The sequence below is a fragment of the Streptomyces sp. NPDC001594 genome (assembly GCF_042893675.1).
Classification (GTDB): Bacteria; Actinomycetota; Actinomycetes; order Streptomycetales; family Streptomycetaceae; genus Streptomyces.
The window spans coordinates 80,184-97,574 of record NZ_JBIAVB010000002.1; the positions used below are offsets into that span (position 1 = coordinate 80,184).

A 17,391-nucleotide genomic window follows, 5' to 3' on the forward strand; every position below is an offset into this window, starting at 1 on the left:
GTGCGTGCGGACCCCACCGTTCACCACTGCTCCGTGGAGTGTTCCTGTCATGAAGACCTCTCGCGTCTCCTTCGCCGCCGCCCTCGCCGCCGGCGCCGTCCTCGCCCTGTCCGGCACCGCCTTCGCGCACGTCAGCGTGCAGCCCGGCGAGGCCCCCAAGGGCGGCTACGCGACGATCAACTTCAAGGTCCCGAACGAGCGCGACAACGCCTCGACCACCCAGCTCGAGGTCAACTTCCCGGTCGACCAGCCCCTGACCTCCGTCATGCCGCAGGACATCCCCGGCTGGACGTCCACCGTCGAGAAGACCAAGCTCGACAAGCCGCTGAACGTCCACGGCAAGCAGGTCAACGAGGTCGTCACCAAGGTGACCTGGACCGGCGGCAAGATCGAGCCCGGCAAGTTCCAGCAGTTCCCGGTCTCCGTCGGCAAGCTCCCCGACAACGCGGACAAGATGGTCTTCAAGGCCATCCAGACCTACGACAACAACGAGGTCGTCCGTTGGATCGAGGAGGCCAAGGAGGGCGCCGCCGAGCCGCAGAACCCCGCGCCCACGCTGAAGCTGACCGCCGCCGCCGGAGCCGACAACCACGACGCCGCCAAGCCGGCCGACTCCAAGAACTCCGGCAAGGACGCCGCCAAGGACGAGAAGCACGACGAGGCCGCCGCCAAGAGCGGCTCCGACACCACCGCGCGTGCCCTCGGCATCGCGGGCATCGTCCTCGGCCTCGGCGGGGTGGCCTTCGGCATCGCCTCGCGCCGCCGCTCCGCCTGATCCACCGGGCCCGCGGGCCCGTCGTCCACGGGCCCGCGCAGGGCCCGTGGACGGGACCGGCCCGGGCCCCTTTCCCCGACATCCGCACCATCCCCGATCCCAGGGACATCTCCATATGCGCACCACACGTGTGACGGTCGCCGCCCTCGCGGCGGTGGCCGCGCTCACCCTCACCGCCTGCGGCAGTGACCCGGCCAAGGACAGCCCGTCGGTCACCCAGATCACCGGCGAGAAGAAGGCCGGAGCCGCGACCGTCCTCGACCGCCCCTTCGACAAGCCGGACCTCGTCCTCACGGACACCACCGGCAAGCCGTGGAGCCTGCGCGAGCAGACCAAGGGCCGTCCGACGCTGATCTACTTCGGCTACACCAACTGCCCCGACGTGTGCCCGCTGACGATGAGCAACATCGCCGTCGCCAAGAAGGCGCTCCCCAAGGAGGAGCAGGACAAGCTCCAGGTCGTCTTCGTCACCACGGACCCCGAGCGCGACACCCCGGAGTCCCTCGGCGCGTGGCTCAGGTCGCAGGACCCGGCCTTCACCGGGCTGACCGGCGACTTCGGCAAGATCCAGGCCGCCGCCCGCTCCCTCGGCATCGGTATCGAGGCCCCCAAGAAGGAACCCGACGGCAGCATCGTCTCCATGCACGGTGCTCAGGTCATCGCGTTCTCGCCGAAGACCGACGAGGGCTACGTCCTCTACGGCGAAGGCACGACCGTCGAGGACTACACCAAGGACCTTCCGAAGCTCATCAAGGGACAGAACCCGTGAACGCCCGCACCACCCGCACCCTCGCAGCCGCCCTCTCCCTGACGGCCGCGCTCGCCATATCCGGCTGCTCCTCCTCTTCTTCTTCCGGCTCGGACTCCTCGTCGACCGCGAGCGCCGGCGCGAAGGCCGAGGAGTCGGCCAAGCCGAAGATGACCGTCAGCGGGGCGTTCATGCCCGAGCCGGTCAACGACAAGATGGCCGGCGCCTTCATGGTGATCAAGAACGACTCGAAGACGGCCGACAAGCTGCTCGGCGTGACCAGCCCGCTCTCGGACGATCTGCAGGTCCACGAGACCAAGGACCAGAAGATGCAGCAGGTCCAGTCCATGGACGTGCCGGCCGGAGGCGAGCTGAACCTGGAGCGCGGCGGCAGCCACATCATGTTCATGGGCCTGAAGAACAAGCCGAACGTCGGCGACAAGGTCACCGTCGAGCTGCGTTTCGAGAAGGCCGATCCGGTCAAGGTCGAGCTGGACGTCAAGGAACGGACGTACAACCCCCAGAACTCCACCGCCCACTGACGGACCGAGGAACTGACACGCCATGACGGCCACCGCCCCCGCTCCCCCTCCTCTCCGCGTCCGCGCCACGGCATCGCTGCCGCGGCTGGCGCTGGTTCTCGCAGCCCTGCTGGCAACCCTGTTCACCGCGGCCGCCCCGGCCACGGCGCACGCCGCACTCACCGCGAGCGACCCCCAGGACGGGGCGGTGGTCGCCACGGCGCCCGCCCAGGTGACCCTCTCCTTCTCGGAGGAGGTCGCCATGGGTGACGACTCGATCCGCGTCATGGACCCGCAGGGCAAGCGCGTCGACACCGGCGAGCTGCGGAACATGTGCAGCGGATCGGTCATCCGCTACGGCACCGCCCTGCACACGGGACTGCCCGACGGCACCTACACGGTCGCCTGGCAGGCGGTCTCCGCCGACAGCCACCCGGTCTCCGGCGCCTTCACCTTCTCCGTCGGCGCCCCCTCGGCCACCTCCGTCTCCCTGCCCACCCAGAAGGTGGGCGGCGGCCCCGTCGGCATCGCGTACGGCATCGCCCGGTACGCCGCCTACGCCGGCTTCACCGTCCTCGTCGGCGGCTCCGCCTTCATCCTGCTGTGCTGGCGCCGTGGTTCCGGCGTGCGCCCGCTGCAGAAGCTGGTGGTGCGCGGCTGGGTCACCCTCACCGCCGCCACACTGGCGATGCTGGTGCTGCGCACGCCGTACACCGGGTCGGGCAAGTTCGCCGACGTCTTCGACCTCGACGGCCTGAAGGCCGTCCTGGAGACCAAGACCGGCGCCTCCTTCGTCTCCCGGCTGCTGCTGCTCGGCGCGGCCGCCCTCTTCATCGCCGTCCTCTTCGGCGCCTACGCGCGCCGGCAGAAGAACGTCGGCGAGCAGAGCCCCGAGCAGTCGAAGGACACCAGCGACCTGGCCTTCGGGCTCGGTATCGGCGGCACGGTCGTGGCCGCCGGCATCGCCGCCACCTGGGCGCTCGCCGAGCACGCCTCCACCGGCATCCAGACCGGCATCGCGATGCCGGCCGACATCCTGCACCTGCTGGCCGTGGCCACCTGGCTCGGCGGGCTCGCCGCCCTGCTCGTCGCCCTTCACAAGGTTCCGGACATCGAGCGGGAGGCCGTCCAGCGCTTCTCCCGGGTCGCCTTCATCAGCGTCCTGGTCCTCGCCGCCACCGGCGTCTACCAGTCCTGGCGGCAACTCGGCAGCTGGTCGGCGCTCACCGGCACCAGCTACGGCCGGCTCCTGCTGATCAAGGTCGCCCTGGTGGCCGTCCTCGTCGGCATCGCCTACCTCTCCCGCAAGTGGACGGCCCGGCTGGCCGACGTGACGGCGGAGGACCGGGCCGAGGAACCGGCCACGGTGGGCGCGGGCGGCGATGTTTCACGTGAAACAACGACCGCGGGCACGACCAGAGGCACGGCCACTGGCGAGGACGCGACCGGAGCGGAGGCCGACCCGAAGCGGGCGGCGCAGCTCGCCCGGCAGCGCGCGGCCCGTGAGAAGGCCCTGGAGAACCAGGTCCGCGACGCCGATCCGGGCCGGTCGGGCCTGCGCCGGTCCGTCCTCGCCGAGGCCGCGGTGGCCGTCGTCCTGCTGGCCGTCACGACCGTTCTGACCAGCACCGAGCCCGGCCGCGCCGTGGAGCAGGAGGCCGGGCGGGGTACGGCCTCCACCGCCGTCCCCAACCGCCCTGTCAAGATCACCCTGCCGTACGACACCGGCGGCCAGAACGGCAAGGGCACGGTCCGGCTGGAGCTCGACCCAGGCCGGGTCGGGGCCAACACCCTCCACCTGTGGGCGGACGGCGCCGACGGCAAGCCCGTCGACCTGCCCGAGGTCAAGATCTCCTTCACCCTCCCCGCCCAGGAGATCGGCCCGCTGCCGGTGGCCCCGGACCGCGACGCTCCCGGACACTGGTCGGCGTCCGGAGTCCAGCTCCCCCTCGCGGGCGAATGGCGCATCGACGTGACCGTCCGCACCTCCGACATCGACCAGACGACCGTCCAGAAGAACGTCAAGATCGGCTGAACAGCGTGACCGAGAGCAGCACCCCCAGCACCCCCGACATCGAGATCTCCCGGCGCCGGCTGCTGGGCACGGTCGGCGCCGCGGGCGCCGCCGGGCTCGCGCTCGGCGGCACCGGGGGTGCCCTCGTGCACTCGGCGGTCAGCGACTCCCCGGCCGGCGCTCCCGGCGCGGCCGGGGCCCTCTCCTCCCTCGGCGCCACCTCGGTCGCGTTCGAGGGGGACCACCAGGCGGGCATCACCACCCCCCTCCAGGCCAAGGGCCACGTCCTGGCCTTCGACCTGGCGCCCGGGGCCGGCCGGACGGAGGCCGCCGCGCTGATGCGCCGCTGGTCCGAGACCGCGCGCCGGCTCATGGCGGGGGAGACCGCCCCCACGGCGGACAGCGGCATCGCGCTCGACGCGGGACCGTCCTCCCTGACCATCACGTTCGGCTTCGGCCACTCCTTCTTCGAGCGCACGGGGCTCACCGCCCGCCGCCCGGCCGCCCTCGACCCGCTGCCCGACTTCTCCTCGGACCGGCTCGACGCCCAGCGCAGCAACGGCGACCTGTGGGTGCAGATCGGCGCCAACGACGGCCTCGTCGCCTTCCACGCCCTGCGGGCGGTACAGAAGGACGCCGGGGAGGCCGCCCGGGTGCGCTGGCAGATGAACGGTTTCAACCGGTCCCCCGGTGCCACCGCCTCCCCGATGACCGCGCGGAACCTCATGGGCCAGATCGACGGCACCGGGAACCCGAAGCCCGCGGACCCCGACTTCGACAAGCGGATCTTCGTGCCCGCCACCGGCCCCGGACCCGCGGAGCACTCCTGGATGGCGGGCGGCTCGTACGCCGTCGTCCGCCGGATCCGGATGCTGCTGGACGACTGGGACAAGCGCTCCCTCGCCCAGCAGGAGCAGGTCATCGGCCGCACGAAGGCCAACGGCGCACCCCTGACCGGCGGCGGCGAGACGACGCCCCTGGCCCTGGACAAGCTCGGCCCCGACGGCAAGCCGGTGATCCCCTCCAACGCGCACGCACGGATCTCCGCCCCGGCGCAGAACGGCGGCGCCGCCATGCTGCGGCGGCCGTTCTCCTTCCACGACGGGATCGCCCCCGACGGCACTCCGGACGCCGGCCTGCTCTTCATCTGCTGGCAGGCCGATCCGCTGCGCGGGTTCGTCCCGGTGCAGCGCAAGCTCGACCGGGGTGACGCGCTGTCGGAGTTCATCCGGCACGAGTCGAGCGGCCTGTACGCGGTCCCGCCCGGCCCGCGCGCCGGCGAGTACGTCGGGCAGCGGCTGCTCGAAGGGTGAACAGCCCCACGGTGGCGGGCGGCCCGGCATTAGGCTGATCGCATGTCGGCCACGCGCTTCACCTATCTCGGTCCCGAGGGCACCTTCACCGAAGCGGCCCTCCGCACCCTGCCGGAAGCCGCCACCCGGGAGCTCGTCCCGATGGTGTCGGTCCCGGCCGCCCTGGACGCCGTGCGCAGTGGCGAGGCCGCGGCCGCACTGGTGCCGATCGAGAACTCGGTGGAGGGCGGGGTCACCGCCACCCTCGACGAGCTGGCTTCGGGCGAGCCCTTGATGATCTACCGCGAGGTCCTGCTGCCCATCACGTTCGCGCTGCTGGTGCGGCCCGGTACCGAGCTGTCGGACGTCAAGACCGTCACGGGCCACCCGGTCGCCCAGCCGCAGGTGCGCAATTGGCTGCGGACGCACCTGCCCGACGCGGTGTGGGAGTCGGCCGCCTCCAACGCGGACGGGGCGCGGCTGGTCCAGGAGGGCCGGTTCGACGCCGCCTTCGCGGGCGAGTTCGCCGCTGCCACGTACGGGCTGGAAGCGCTGGTCACCGAGATCCACGACGCGCAGAACGCCGAGACCCGGTTCGTGCTGGTCGGACGGCCCGCGCGGCCGGCCGCCCCCACTGGCGCGGACAAGACCTCGGTGGTGCTGTGGCTCGGCGACGACCACCCCGGCGCCCTGCTGGAGCTGCTCCAGGAGTTCGCGGTACGGGGCGTGAACCTGATGCTCATCCAGTCCCGGCCGACGGGCGAGGGGATCGGGAACTACTGCTTCGCCGTGGACGCCGAGGGGCACATCTCCGACCGGCGGGTGAGCGAGGCCCTGATGGGGCTGCGCCGGACCTGCCCACAGGTGCGCTTCCTGGGCTCCTACCCGCGGGCCGGCGTCGCTCTGAGTGAGGTACGGGCGGCACGGCCGGGTACCTCCGACGGCGATTTCACCGAGGCTTCCGACTGGCTGGCCCGCTGCCTCGACGGTCGGGCGTAGCGTCGTCCCCATCTCTTCCACTTGTCCACAGAGTTATCCACAGGGCGAGAGGGAGACCTGGGGACAAGTCGACAGAGCGACGCGACAAGGTCGACAAATCGGTCGGCTGGCGCAGGTTTCGCGCTGGGAAGCGCCAGGTGAACGACGTCACCCCTGTATCACCGACCAACTCTTTGGAGCGAGCCATTCCCACCCGAATGAGTGTGTGAGGGCGGTTTGAACCCTGAACCCGTAGGGCTCTCGGCCGATCCCTATTGATCTAATTCCGTGTCCACAGATGCGGCACACAGCCTGTGGATAAGAGGAGTCGTAGTGGAATTCCTGTGGACAAGGCTGAGCCCTCAGCGCTGATCAGGACCCGACCGCCACCCTCCCGCGTGCCCCTTTTCGGGGAATCGGGCCGGGTTTATCAGCCGCCCCGAGGGGTCTCTTCCGGCCACGGGGGCGAGTGTTTTGCATTCCCCTCAATCGGGACATAATGACACGCAGCGTGATATCGGTGTGATCCCAGGAAGCCCAGACCGGTAGCCTGGAGGGGTGATTGACCTTCGGCTGCTCCGTGAAGACCCTGACCGTGTCCGCGCCTCGCAGCGCGCCCGTGGAGAGGACGTCGACCTCGTCGACGCGCTGCTCTCCGCCGACGAGCGCCGCAGGTCCTCCGGCATGCGCTTCGACGAACTGCGCAATGAGCAGAAGTCCCTCGGCAAGCTCATCCCCAAGGCCACCCCTGAGGAGCGCGCCCAGCTGCTGGCCAAGGCCGAGCAGCTCAAGGCCGACGTCAAGGCGGCGGAGGCGGAGCAGAACGAGGCGGACGAAGCTGCCAAGCAGCTCCTGCTCAAGCTCGGCAACATCGTCCACGAGGACGTCCCCGTCGGCGGCGAGGAGGACTTCACCATCCTCGAGACCCACGGCACGATCCGCGACTTCGCCGCCGAGGGCTTCGAGCCCAAGGACCACCTGGAGCTGGGCGAGGCGCTGGGCGCCATCGACGTGGAGCGCGGCGCCAAGGTGTCCGGCTCGCGCTTCTACTACCTGACGGGCGTCGGCGCCCTGCTGGAGCTCGCCCTCGTCAACGCGGCGATCGCCCAGGCCACCGAGGCCGGCTTCATCCCGATGCTGACCCCCGCGCTGGTCCGCCCGCGCGCCATGGAGGGCACCGGCTTCCTCGGCCAGGCCGCGGAGAACGTGTACCACCTGGAGAAGGACGACTACTACCTGGTCGGCACCTCCGAGGTCCCGCTCGCCGCGTACCACATGGACGAGATCATCGACGTCGACAAGCTGCCCCTGCGGTACGCCGGCTTCTCGCCGTGCTTCCGCCGCGAGGCCGGTACGTACGGCAAGGACACCCGCGGCATCTTCCGCGTCCACCAGTTCGACAAGGTCGAGATGTTCTCGTACGTCGCGCCCGAGGACGCCGAAGCCGAGCACAAGCGGCTCCTGGAGTGGGAGAAGCAGTGGCTGACCAGCCTGGAGCTCCCGTTCCAGGTCATCGACGTCGCCACCGGTGACCTGGGTTCCTCCGCCTCCCGCAAGTTCGACTGCGAGGCCTGGATCCCGACCCAGGGCAAGTACCGCGAGCTGACCTCCGCCTCGAACTGTGACGGTTTCCAGGCCCGCCGCCTGCAGATCCGCTACCGCGAGGACAAGAAGACCGCTCCGCTGTCCACGCTCAACGGCACCCTGTGCGCCGTGCCCCGCACCATCGTCGCCATCCTGGAGAACCACCAGCAGGCCGACGGCTCCGTGCGGGTCCCCCCCGTGCTCCGCCCGTACCTGGGCGGCCGTGAGGTCCTGGAGCCGATCGCCAAGTGAGCACGGCCCCGTTCCCGTACAAGCTCGTCGCGACGGACCTCGACGGCACGCTCCTGCGTGACGACGACACCGTCTCGGAGCGCACCCGTGAGGCGCTCGCCGCGGCCACCGCGGCGGGCGCGGCGCACATCATCGTCACCGGCCGGGCCGTGCCCTGGACCCGGGGCGTGCTGGACGACCTCGGCTACAAGGGGATCGCGGTGTGCGGGCAGGGGGCCCAGGTCTACGACGCGGGAGCCCACCGGCTGCTGACCTCCGTGACGCTGGACCGGCAGCTGGCCGGCCTAGCGCTGTCGAAGCTCGAGGCCGAGGTGGGCCCGCTGGCGCTGGCCGCCAGCCGGGACGGGGTGGACGGCGAGGTCCTGTTCGGACCCGGCTACCAGGTGCAGGCGGGCCTCCCGGCCCTCTACCTGGAGGACACCGCGGCCGTGTGGAGCGCTCCGCTCAACAAGCTCTACATCCAGCACCCGGGGATGGGCGAGGACGAGCTGGTCACGGTGGCCCGGGCGACCGTCGGCAACCTCGTCGACATCGTGATGGCGGGCCCGGGAATAGTGGAGATCCTGCCGCTGGGACTGAGCAAGGCCACGGGGCTCTCGCTCGCCGCACGCCGGCTGAAGGTGAAGGCCGCCGAGACGATCGCGTTCGGCGACATGCCCAACGACATCCCCATGTTCGGCTGGGCCGCGCACGGTGTCGCGATGGCCAACGCCCATGCCGACCTGAAGGCCGTGGCCGACGAGGTGACCACCTCCAACCAGGAGGACGGTATCGCGGTGGTGCTGGAGCGCCTGCTCGGCGCGGCCTGAGCCGCATCCGCATCCCCAGCCGTCGACGGAGAAGGTCCGGAACAGCCCGCGCCGCGAGGCGCGCTCGAAGTGGCTGTCCCGGACCTTTTTACTCCCCCGCACCTCCCACTGTGCCGGGGGCGCACGTCCCTTACCAGCGAATTTCCCCGCCCCGCCGAGCCCGCGCGCAGGCGCTCATGTTTCACGTGAAACATGGACGCCGTGCGGCTCCGGATGGAGGGTCAGCGGCCAGGCCAGCAGCCCGACCGACAGTGAGATGGCGTGGCCGAGGTCGGTGAAGGTACCGCCGGTGAGCAGGGGGATCCCGAAGAAGGCGACCGCTCCGGCCAGGTAGAGCCATCTCCAGGGGTTCGGGAGACGGTAGGTCAGGACCCCGATCGAGGCGGCGAGCCCGTAGCTGACGCCGATGTCCACGACATGCGTCATGCTGTGCGGCGCGCGGTGGTCCTCGATGGCCATGAGGAGGACCTTCTGGCTGGCGAGGGTGGCGACGATATGGGCGGTCGCGACGATGACCAGCCAGCGCAGGGTGCCCAGCCAGCGTTCGACGGTGGCGTGGAAGAGCTCGAAGAGCAGGGCGTAGAGGGCGAGCGAGGCCGGATTCTCGATCCAGAACGCGCTGCTCAGCAGGGCCCGCAGGGGGTATTTGACCAGCTGGTGGATGTTGCTGCTGTTGCGGTGGAGCAGCACGTGGTCGAGCCGGTCCGGGGCGATCGCCACGACGACACTGGTCACGGCCACGATCAGCAGCCATATGTGTGTGCCGGGCGAGGAGCGTATCCAGGCCCGCAGAGGCCTGGACGGCTCGGGTCCGGTGTGCTCGATCATGCCCCGATGATGCCCCGTACGGCCGTGCCCCGCCCGGCCGATGGGCCGGGCGGGGCACGGTTTCCGGCCGGTGCGGCGGACTACTCCTCGCCGGCCAGGGTGAGACGGCGCAGCTTCTGGCCCGCGTACACGGTGGCGCCGACGGTGACCACCAGGAGCAGGACCACGGCGGTGGGCAGGCCCACGCTGGAGTCCACGTATCCCTGTCCGGCGACCTTCTCGGCCAGGGCCAGGGACCACTGCTGGACGCTCAGGGTCTTGGCGCCGGAGACCAGGCTGCCGAAGAGCGACTCCCAGATCAGGGCGTAGACCAGGCCGAAGACGACGGCGTGCCGGCTGACGGTGCCCAGCAGCAGGAAGAGCGCGCTGTAGGCGATCGAGGCGACGAGCGCCGCCACGGTGTAGGCGACGGCGATCTGCTGGCCGTTGCCGTTGAGGATGAAGCCGGCGATCAGGGTGGGGATGGCGGAGAAGGCCATCGTCACGGCGATCGCGACGATCAGCTTGGTCATGATGATCGTCGGGCGCTTCACCGGCTTGGAGAGCAGGTAGACGATCGAGCCGTCGTCGATCTCCGGCCCGATGGCGCCGGTGCCGGCGATGACGCCGATCAGCGGGACCATCGTGGCGAGCGCGAAGCCGCCGAGCAGCTCCGAGGCGACCTTGTCGTCGACCCCGGTGAAGAAGCGGACGGCGACGGAGATGAGGAGCAGCAGGGCGGGCAGCGCGAAGAGGATCGCTGCGCGCCGACGGCCGAGGAGGGCCCGGTAGGTGAGCCGGGCGACGGTCGGGTTGTACATGGTTGCCAGCTCCTTTCAGGCCGCGACGAGGTAGGAGAAGACGGATTCGAGGGACTCGTCCGAGGGCGAGACGGTCAGCAGCCGGATGCCGTGCGCGCGGGCGACCCGGGGCAGCAGCTCGGTGAACCGGCCGAAGTCGACGGCCTGGATCCGCAGGGCGCCTTCCTTGAGGTCGACCTCGATGCCGGCGGTCGACGGATCGGCGATCAGGGCCGCGGCGAGGGCCCGGTCGTCGGAGGAGCGGACGAGGTAGCGGTGCGGGCGGTCCGTCATCAGACGGCGGATCTTGCGGAAGTCACCGGAGGCGGCGTGCCGGCCGGCGACGACCACCTCGATGTGGGAGGCCAGCTGCTCGACCTCCTCCAGGATGTGGGAGGAGAACAGGACGGTACGGCCCTCGTCACCCATCCGCCGCAGCAGGTCCATCAGCTGCATGCGCTGGCGCGGGTCCATGCCGTTGAAGGGCTCGTCTAGCAGCAGCACCGACGGCTCGTGGACGAGCGCTGAGGCCATCTTGACGCGCTGTCGCATGCCCTTGGAGTAGGTGGCGATCTTTCGGTCCTGGGCGTATTCCATCTCGACGGTGGCCAGCGCCCGCTGGGCTGCCGCGTCGTCCAGCCCGTGCAGTTCGGCGTTGGCGACGACGAACTCCCTGCCGGTGAGGAAGTCGTACATCGCCTCGCGCTCGGGTACCACGCCGATCTGCCGGTAGACCGACTCGTTGCGCCAGATCGGGGCGCCGTCGAGGGTGACGGTTCCGGTGGAGGGGGCGAGGAAGCCGCCCATCATGTTGATCAGGGTGGACTTGCCGGCGCCGTTGGGGCCGAGGAGGCCGGTGACGCCGGGTCCGACGCGCATGGTCACGTCGTTGACGGCGACGACGTTCCCGAACCAGCGGGAGGTGTGGTCGATGTCGATGGTCGTCACAGCCCGGCCTTCCGGTAGCGGGCCATCAGGGCGGCGTAGGAGCCGGCGATGAGGCCGAGGATGACGAGCAGGTAGACGAAGCCGGTGCCGGCCGAGGGGCCCTCACCGCCGGGGAAGGCGGAGGTCGCACCGAGGAACGCGGTCTGCACGCCGTCGATCAGGGTGATCGGGGAGAAGAGGCCCAGCCACTCGATGGGGCCGGTGTTGCCGGTCCCGTAGGCGACCGTCTGCACGGTGGAGACGGCGCCGTAGGGGATGAGCAGCATCGCGATGACCGCGGCCACGCCGAACCCGCGGCGCGGGGTGAGCGCGGCCATGACCAGCCCGAGGCCCGCGAAGAGCAGCGACAGGAGGAGTACCGACACCAGTGCCTGCCCGAATCCCTTGGTCTGGTGACCGAAGTCGAACTTCGCCAGCAGCGAGCCGATCCACATGATCAGCAGCGGGGTGGCGGTGAGGATGAAGAGGGCCGAGGCCATCGCGGCGTACTTGGCCAGGACGTAGTCGACACGCTCGATGGGCCGCGAGAAGTACAGCGGCACCGTCTTGAAGCGCAGGTCCCGCGAGACCGACTGGGGAGCCTGGGACGCGAGGTAGAGGCCGATGACCACCTGGGTGGTCAGGGCGTACGTCGTGTACTTGATCGGCAGGTCGGTGGAGCCGGGAACGGCGATGGCCACCGCGACGATGATCAGCGCGGGGACGCACATCACCGCGAAGAGGATCATCGGCAGGACCTTGGACTTGGCGGAGCGGCCGAGCCCGTACGCGCCGCGCAGCGACTGCGAGAACAGCGAGGTGCGGGCGTAGGCGCGGCCGAGCCGGGGGCCGTCGTAGGACCGGTAGCCGATGTTGTGGATCTGGGTCGAGGTCTCAGGCGCCATCGGTACCGGTTCCCCCCTGCTGGATCTGGATGCGTTGCGCGGAGCGGTCGCTCTCGCGGAAGACCTCCGCGATGTGGTGGCGGCGCTGTTCCATGCGGACCAGGCCGACGCCGAGATCGGCGACGGTGTCGCGGATGGTGTCGTAGGTGTCCTCGCCCGTCGCCTCGACGAGGAGGACGTGGCCGGCTCCGGGCAGGCCCTGCTCCTCGCCGACGTGGAGGGTGAGGCCCGCGGCGGTGAGCGCCTTGCGCAGCGCGGCCGTTCCGTCCGGGTGCGCGTCGGAGTCGGTGACCTCGACCGCCAGGGTGGTCGTGGTCTGGGTGAAGTCGCTGGTGGAGCTGGAGCGCAGCAACTTGCCGCCGTCGATGACCACGACGTGGTCGCAGGTCCGCTCCAACTCGCCGAGGAGGTGGGAGGTGACCAGGACGGAGATGCCGAAGTCGGTGTGGACGCGGCGGATCAGGCCGAGCATCTCGTCGCGGCCCACCGGGTCGAGGCCGTTGGTCGGCTCGTCGAGGAGGACCAGCTGCGGGTCGTGGACCAGCGCCTGGGCCAGCTTGACGCGCTGCTTCATGCCGGTCGAGTAGCCGCCGATGGGGCGGTAGCGCTCCTCGTACAGGCCGACGTGGCGCAGGGTGTCGGCGGTCCGCTCGCGGGCGGCGGTCGGCGGCAGGCCCGACATGCGTGCCATGTGGACGACGAACTCGGTGGCCGAGACGTCGGGCGGCAGGGCGTCGTGCTCGGGCATGTAGCCGACGCGCTCGCGGATCGTGCTGCCGTGCGTGGCGACGTCCAGTCCGAGGACGGCGGCGCGGCCCTCGGTGGCGGGCGACAGCCCGAGCAGGATCTTGATCAGCGTGGACTTGCCGGCCCCGTTGGCGCCCACGAGCCCGGTCACTCCGGGTCCGATGTCCAGGGAGAGCCGGTCGAGGGCGGTCACTCGGGGGTACCGCTTGCTCAGGCTTTCGGTCGCGATGACAGTCACGGGTTCGACGTTAGTGCCGGGGCCCGGGCGGAGCGTCAGACCTGGAGCGGGACCCCGTATCCGCCTTGAGGACTACGGACCCTGACGGAAGGCTGACACCGGCCGGGCGCGGGGAGGGGTTGTCCACAGGTCCGTGCACGACCCTTGACGTGATCTCCGGTCATTGTCACATTCATCAGTGTCAACTTTCGGCGGGTACGGCTGACAGGACGGACGGCTGGGATGGCTGGGGACACGGGCACCAGGGAACGCGCCGCGCAGGGCTCCGCGCGGCTCACCGCCGAGCTGCGCGGTTTCAAAGAGGTCCAGCGCCTCGCCTACGAGTGCGCCGAGACGGTGGCGGCCCAGCTCCGCCCCGGGGTGACCGAGCGCGAGGCGGCCCGGATGCAGCGGGAGTGGCTGCGCGAGCGCGGAGTGCGGGACTGGTTCCACCTGCCCTTCGCCTGGTTCGGGGACCGCACCGCCTTCGCGAACTTCAAGATCCCGCTCCAGTTCTTCCCGACCAACCGCAGGCTGGAGCCGGGGATGCCGTTCATCCTGGACATGGCCCCGGTCTACCGCGGTTACGCCGCGGACATCGGGTACTCGGGCAGCCTGGGACTCAATCCGCTGCAGGACCGGCTGATGTCCGACCTGAGGCCGCACCGGGCGCTGATCCTGGAGCAGGTGCGCGAGCGCCGGCCGCTGCGGGAGATCTACGAGAACGTCGAGCGGCTGATGACCCGCCAGGGGTACGCCAACCGGCACCGGGCCTATCCCTTCGGGGTCATCGCGCACAAGATAGACCGGGTCAAGGAGCGCCGCTGGTCCCCGACCGCGTTCGGGTTCGGCACCCAGTCCCTCAAGGGGCTGGCCTCCGACGCCCTGCACGGCCACCGCGAGGGCTGGTCCCCGCTGTGGAGCCCGTACCACTTCTCCGACCACCCGCCGCAGCCCGGCCTGTGGGCGGTGGAGCCGCATCTGGGCTTCCGGGGCACGGGTGCGAAGTTCGAGGAGATCCTGGTGGTCACCGACTCCCGGGATCCCGGGGAGAGCGCGTTCTGGCTGGACGACGACCTGCCGCACGTGCGGCGCTGGACCGAGGAGAAGGCGGCATGAGCGGGATGAGCGGTACGGCCCTGGAGGGAGCGCGCGAGCGCCGGGTGCGCACGGGCGGGATCGAACTGTGCGTCGTCGAGCTCGGCGACCCGGACCGGCCCACCGTGCTGCTGGTGCACGGCTACCCGGACAGCAAGGAGGTCTGGTCGGAGGTCGCCGAGCGGCTCGCGGCCCGGTTCCACGTGGTGCTGTACGACGTGCGCGGGCACGGCCGGTCCTCGGCTCCGGTGCCGCTGCGCGGGGGCTTCACCCTGGAGAAGCTCACCGACGACTTCCTGGCGGTGGCGGATGCCGTCAGCCCGGACCGGCCCGTGCACCTGGTGGGCCACGACTGGGGTTCCGTCCAGGGCTGGGAGTTCGCGACGGTGGCCCGGACCGAGGGCCGGATCGCCTCCTTCACCTCCATGTCGGGTCCCTCCCTCGACCACTTCGGGCACTGGATCAAGCGGCGGATGACGCGGCCCACCCCGCGCCGGGCCGCGCAACTGCTGAACCAGGGCGCGAAGTCCTGGTACGTGGGCATGCTGCACACGCCGGTGCTGCCGGAGCTCGCCTGGCGCGGCCCGCTGGGCAAGCGCTGGCCGAAGATCCTCGCGCGCCTGGAGGAGGTCCCGGCCGACGGCACCTACCCGACGGCCTCGCTCGCCTCGGACGCGGCGCACGGCGCCTGGCTCTACCGCGACAACGTCCGGCCGAGGCTGCGCCGGCCGCGCGCCGACGCGTACGCGCACGTACCGGTTCAGCTGATCACCCCGACCGGGGACGCCTTCCTCTCCGAGCGGCTCTACGACGACCTGGAGCGGTGGGCCCCGGACCTCGTGCGGCGCACCCTGCCCGCGAAGCACTGGATCCCCAGGACCCGCCCCGACCAGGTGGCGGCCTGGATCGGCGAGTTCGTCGCCGCCCGGGAGGAGCCCACGGCGAAGGCCCCGGAGCAGAAGGCCCCGGGGAAGTACGCCGACCGGTTCTCGGGCCAGCTGGTGCTGGTCACGGGCGCGGCCAGCGGTATCGGCCAGGCCACCGCCTTCGCTTTCGCCGAGGCCGGTGCCCGGGTCGTGGCCGTGGACCGGGACGGCGAGGGAGCGGCTCGCACCGCGGAGATGGCCCGGCTCGTGGGCGCCGCCGACGCCTGGGGCGAGTGCGTCGACGTCAGTGACGAGCAGGCGATGGAGAAGCTCGCGGCGAAGGTGGCCGCCGAGTACGGCATCGTCGACGTGCTGGTCAACAACGCCGGGATCGGGCTCTCGGGTTCCTTCCTGGACACCTCTGCGGAGGACTGGAAGAAGGTCCTCGACGTGAACCTGTGGGGGGTCATCCACGGCTGCCGGGTCTTCGGGAGGCAGATGGCCGAACGCGGCCAGGGCGGACACATCGTCAACACCGCCTCCGCCGCCGCCTACCTGCCCTCCCGGACCCTGCCCGCGTACAGCACCTCCAAGGCGGCGGTGCTGATGCTGAGCGAGTGCCTGCGCGCCGAGCTCGCCTCCCGGTCGATCGGGGTCTCGGCGATCTGCCCGGGCATCGTGAACACCAACATCACCGCCACCTCCCGGTTCGCCGGGGTGGACGCGGCCGAGGAGAAGCGCCGCCAGGAGCGCTCCTCGCGACTGTACGGGTTGCGCAACTTCCCGCCGGAGAAGGTCGCCGACGCGGTCCTGCTCGCGGTGGTGAAGAACCAGGCGGTGGTACCGGTGACCCCCGAGTCCAAGGGCGCACTGTGGATGTCCCGGTTCATGCCGAACACCCTGCGCAGGATCGCCCGGCTGGAACCCCGGCTGTGAACCGGGCGGGCGCGGACATACCCCGCTCCATCCCGCGGTCGTACCATCCCTCGCAGGAGGGCTCGCTGCTCACGGCGGTCGAGTACCTGGCGGCGCCTCCTGCCGCCCGGACCGCGGCGGGCGCGGTCGGCCGAGCCGCCATGTCGTAGGGAGCCGGGATTGTCCGATCAGGCGCCAGCCGAGTACCGGATCGAGGATCTGGCCCACCACAGCGGGGCTACCGTACGCACCATCCGTGCGTACCAGGACCGTGGTCTGCTGCCGAAGCCGGAGCGGCGGGGCCGGTCCAACGTCTACCGGGACACGCACCTGGCGCGGCTGCGCCAGATCGCGGACCTGCTGGACCGCGGCTACACCCTGGCCTCCATCAAGGAGCTGCTCGAGGCCTGGGACGCGGGGCGCGGGCTGGGCGGCGTACTCGGCCTGGTCGCGGAGGTGCAGGGGCCGTGGACGGACGAGGAGGCCGACCGGATCAGTCGGGAGGACCTGGACGCCCGGTTCGGCGGCCTGCCTGACGAGGGGGCGGTGGACGAGGCGTGCGAGCTGGGGGTGCTGGAGCGCATCCCGGGCCGTCCGGACGAGTTCCTCGTGCCCTCACCGCAGGAGCTGGCGGTCGCGGCCGAGCTGCACGCGGCCGGGGTGCCCCTCGCGGCGATCACCGGCCATCTGCGGGAGCTGCGCGGACAGGTCGAGCACATCGCCTCACGCTTCCTGGAGTTCACCACGGAGCACGTCTTCGCCCGCTACCTCGGCCAGGTGCCGCCGACGGATTCGGACGCGGCGGAGGCGGCGACGATGGTGCGTCGGCTGCGGCCCCTGGCCCAGCAGACGGTCGACGCCGAACTGGCACGTGCCATGCGGCTGTTCGCGACCCGGCACCTCCAGCGCCATCTCGGCGCGCCGGGCGCGGTCCAGCCGACGGGGCCGGCTCCGGTGGCCCTCCCCGCCGGGACGGTACGGGCGGTGCAGGAGCTGGTGGGTCCGGAGCACGTGGCGGAATTCGTCCGGGCCGCGACGGAACGGGAGCTCCAGGCCCGGACGATGAACGATCTGGCCAGCCGCGGCGGCCGGTAATGCTCGATCGGTAGTCCACAGGCGATCCCCTGGGCGAATCG

At 70.9% G+C, this 17,391-nt stretch carries 16 protein-coding genes; 11 read left to right on the forward strand and 5 right to left on the reverse strand.

Translation table 11 applies throughout. The features are described 5' to 3' along the window. Positions 1 to 49: 49 nt before the first annotated feature. The 8 genes from ACFY0O_RS03870 to ACFY0O_RS03905 all read left to right on the forward strand — a co-directional run bounded on the left by ACFY0O_RS03870 (position 50) and on the right by ACFY0O_RS03905 (position 8,973). A complete protein-coding gene (locus tag ACFY0O_RS03870) occupies positions 50 to 775 on the forward strand; it encodes a YcnI family protein (RefSeq protein ID WP_388942463.1) in 726 nt (241 codons plus the stop codon). Positions 776 to 890: 115 nt separating this feature from the next. Next, positions 891 to 1,544: an SCO family protein gene (locus ACFY0O_RS03875; RefSeq protein ID WP_358891536.1), complete on the forward strand. Its 654-nt coding sequence runs from the start codon at positions 891 to 893 to the stop codon at positions 1,542 to 1,544. Further along, the gene (locus ACFY0O_RS03880) at positions 1,541 to 2,065 is read left to right on the forward strand and encodes a copper chaperone PCu(A)C (protein WP_388942465.1); all 525 of its coding nucleotides are present in this window, start codon (positions 1,541 to 1,543) and stop codon (positions 2,063 to 2,065) included. Before ACFY0O_RS03875 ends, ACFY0O_RS03880 begins: the two co-directional genes overlap by 4 nt. Before the next feature lie 22 nt (positions 2,066 to 2,087). Continuing rightward, positions 2,088 to 4,079 carry a copper resistance protein CopC gene (locus ACFY0O_RS03885; protein ID WP_388942468.1) on the forward strand — a complete coding sequence of 664 codons (1,992 nt, stop codon included), beginning with the start codon at positions 2,088 to 2,090 and terminating at the stop codon, positions 4,077 to 4,079. Next, positions 4,004 to 5,371, forward strand: coding sequence for an iron uptake transporter deferrochelatase/peroxidase subunit (efeB, locus tag ACFY0O_RS03890; protein WP_388942470.1), 1,368 nt, complete (start codon positions 4,004 to 4,006; stop codon positions 5,369 to 5,371). The genes ACFY0O_RS03885 and efeB overlap by 76 nt, the downstream gene beginning before the upstream one ends. Positions 5,372 to 5,413: 42 nt before the next feature. Next, a complete protein-coding gene (gene pheA, locus ACFY0O_RS03895) occupies positions 5,414 to 6,349 on the forward strand; it encodes a prephenate dehydratase (RefSeq protein WP_388942472.1) in 936 nt (311 codons plus the stop codon). 537 nt (positions 6,350 to 6,886) lie between these two features. Beyond that, the gene (gene serS, locus ACFY0O_RS03900) at positions 6,887 to 8,164 is read left to right on the forward strand and encodes a serine--tRNA ligase (RefSeq protein ID WP_358891531.1); all 1,278 of its coding nucleotides are present in this window, start codon (positions 6,887 to 6,889) and stop codon (positions 8,162 to 8,164) included. Further along, the gene (locus ACFY0O_RS03905; protein WP_358891530.1) at positions 8,161 to 8,973 is read left to right on the forward strand and encodes an HAD family hydrolase; all 813 of its coding nucleotides are present in this window, start codon (positions 8,161 to 8,163) and stop codon (positions 8,971 to 8,973) included. Before serS ends, ACFY0O_RS03905 begins: the two co-directional genes overlap by 4 nt. Before the next feature lie 174 nt (positions 8,974 to 9,147). Here ACFY0O_RS03905 and ACFY0O_RS03910 read toward each other — a convergent pair whose 3' ends face one another. From ACFY0O_RS03910 to ACFY0O_RS03930, 5 genes are all read right to left on the reverse strand, one after another. Continuing rightward, positions 9,148 to 9,801: a rhomboid-like protein gene (locus ACFY0O_RS03910; protein ID WP_388942476.1), complete on the reverse strand. Its 654-nt coding sequence runs from the start codon at positions 9,799 to 9,801 to the stop codon at positions 9,148 to 9,150. 80 nt (positions 9,802 to 9,881) lie between these two features. Further along, positions 9,882 to 10,601: an ABC transporter permease subunit gene (locus tag ACFY0O_RS03915; RefSeq protein ID WP_388942479.1), complete on the reverse strand. Its 720-nt coding sequence runs from the start codon at positions 10,599 to 10,601 to the stop codon at positions 9,882 to 9,884. A gap of 15 nt (positions 10,602 to 10,616) precedes the next feature. Then, complete coding sequence (locus ACFY0O_RS03920; RefSeq protein WP_388942482.1) at positions 10,617 to 11,528, reverse strand: ABC transporter ATP-binding protein; 912 nt, start codon at positions 11,526 to 11,528, stop codon at positions 10,617 to 10,619. Further along, positions 11,525 to 12,412, reverse strand: a complete 888-nt coding sequence (locus ACFY0O_RS03925; protein WP_388942484.1) for an ABC transporter permease subunit — start codon at positions 12,410 to 12,412, stop codon at positions 11,525 to 11,527. The genes ACFY0O_RS03920 and ACFY0O_RS03925 overlap by 4 nt, the downstream gene beginning before the upstream one ends. Then, complete coding sequence (locus tag ACFY0O_RS03930) at positions 12,402 to 13,397, reverse strand: ABC transporter ATP-binding protein (protein ID WP_388942487.1); 996 nt, start codon at positions 13,395 to 13,397, stop codon at positions 12,402 to 12,404. The genes ACFY0O_RS03925 and ACFY0O_RS03930 overlap by 11 nt, the downstream gene beginning before the upstream one ends. A gap of 222 nt (positions 13,398 to 13,619) precedes the next feature. Here ACFY0O_RS03930 and ACFY0O_RS03935 point away from each other — a divergent pair, with 222 nt between their 5' ends. The 3 genes from ACFY0O_RS03935 (at position 13,620) to ACFY0O_RS03945 (ending at position 17,350) form a co-directional block, all read left to right on the forward strand. Beyond that, a complete protein-coding gene (locus ACFY0O_RS03935) occupies positions 13,620 to 14,495 on the forward strand; it encodes a M24 family metallopeptidase (protein WP_358891524.1) in 876 nt (291 codons plus the stop codon). 5 nt (positions 14,496 to 14,500) lie between these two features. Then, positions 14,501 to 16,276 carry an SDR family oxidoreductase gene (locus ACFY0O_RS03940; protein WP_388943426.1) on the forward strand — a complete coding sequence of 592 codons (1,776 nt, stop codon included), beginning with the start codon at positions 14,501 to 14,503 and terminating at the stop codon, positions 16,274 to 16,276. A gap of 159 nt (positions 16,277 to 16,435) precedes the next feature. Continuing rightward, the gene (locus tag ACFY0O_RS03945; protein WP_388942490.1) at positions 16,436 to 17,350 is read left to right on the forward strand and encodes a MerR family transcriptional regulator; all 915 of its coding nucleotides are present in this window, start codon (positions 16,436 to 16,438) and stop codon (positions 17,348 to 17,350) included. The last annotated feature ends 41 nt before the right edge of the window (positions 17,351 to 17,391 follow it).

Coding starts and splice junctions, on each gene's coding strand:
- ACFY0O_RS03940 (WP_388943426.1), top strand. CDS start 14,501: ATGAGCGGTACGGCCCTGGAGGGAGCGCGCGAGCGCCGGGTGCGCACG.
- efeB (WP_388942470.1), top strand. CDS start 4,004: ATGGCGCATCGACGTGACCGTCCGCACCTCCGACATCGACCAGACGAC.
- ACFY0O_RS03935 (WP_358891524.1), top strand. CDS start 13,620: ATGGCTGGGGACACGGGCACCAGGGAACGCGCCGCGCAGGGCTCCGCG.
- ACFY0O_RS03870 (WP_388942463.1), top strand. CDS start 50: ATGAAGACCTCTCGCGTCTCCTTCGCCGCCGCCCTCGCCGCCGGCGCC.
- ACFY0O_RS03925 (WP_388942484.1), bottom strand. CDS start 12,412: ATGGCGCCTGAGACCTCGACCCAGATCCACAACATCGGCTACCGGTCC.
- ACFY0O_RS03885 (WP_388942468.1), top strand. CDS start 2,088: ATGACGGCCACCGCCCCCGCTCCCCCTCCTCTCCGCGTCCGCGCCACG.
- ACFY0O_RS03910 (WP_388942476.1), bottom strand. CDS start 9,801: ATGATCGAGCACACCGGACCCGAGCCGTCCAGGCCTCTGCGGGCCTGG.
- ACFY0O_RS03915 (WP_388942479.1), bottom strand. CDS start 10,601: ATGTACAACCCGACCGTCGCCCGGCTCACCTACCGGGCCCTCCTCGGC.
- ACFY0O_RS03875 (WP_358891536.1), top strand. CDS start 891: ATGCGCACCACACGTGTGACGGTCGCCGCCCTCGCGGCGGTGGCCGCG.
- pheA (WP_388942472.1), top strand. CDS start 5,414: ATGTCGGCCACGCGCTTCACCTATCTCGGTCCCGAGGGCACCTTCACC.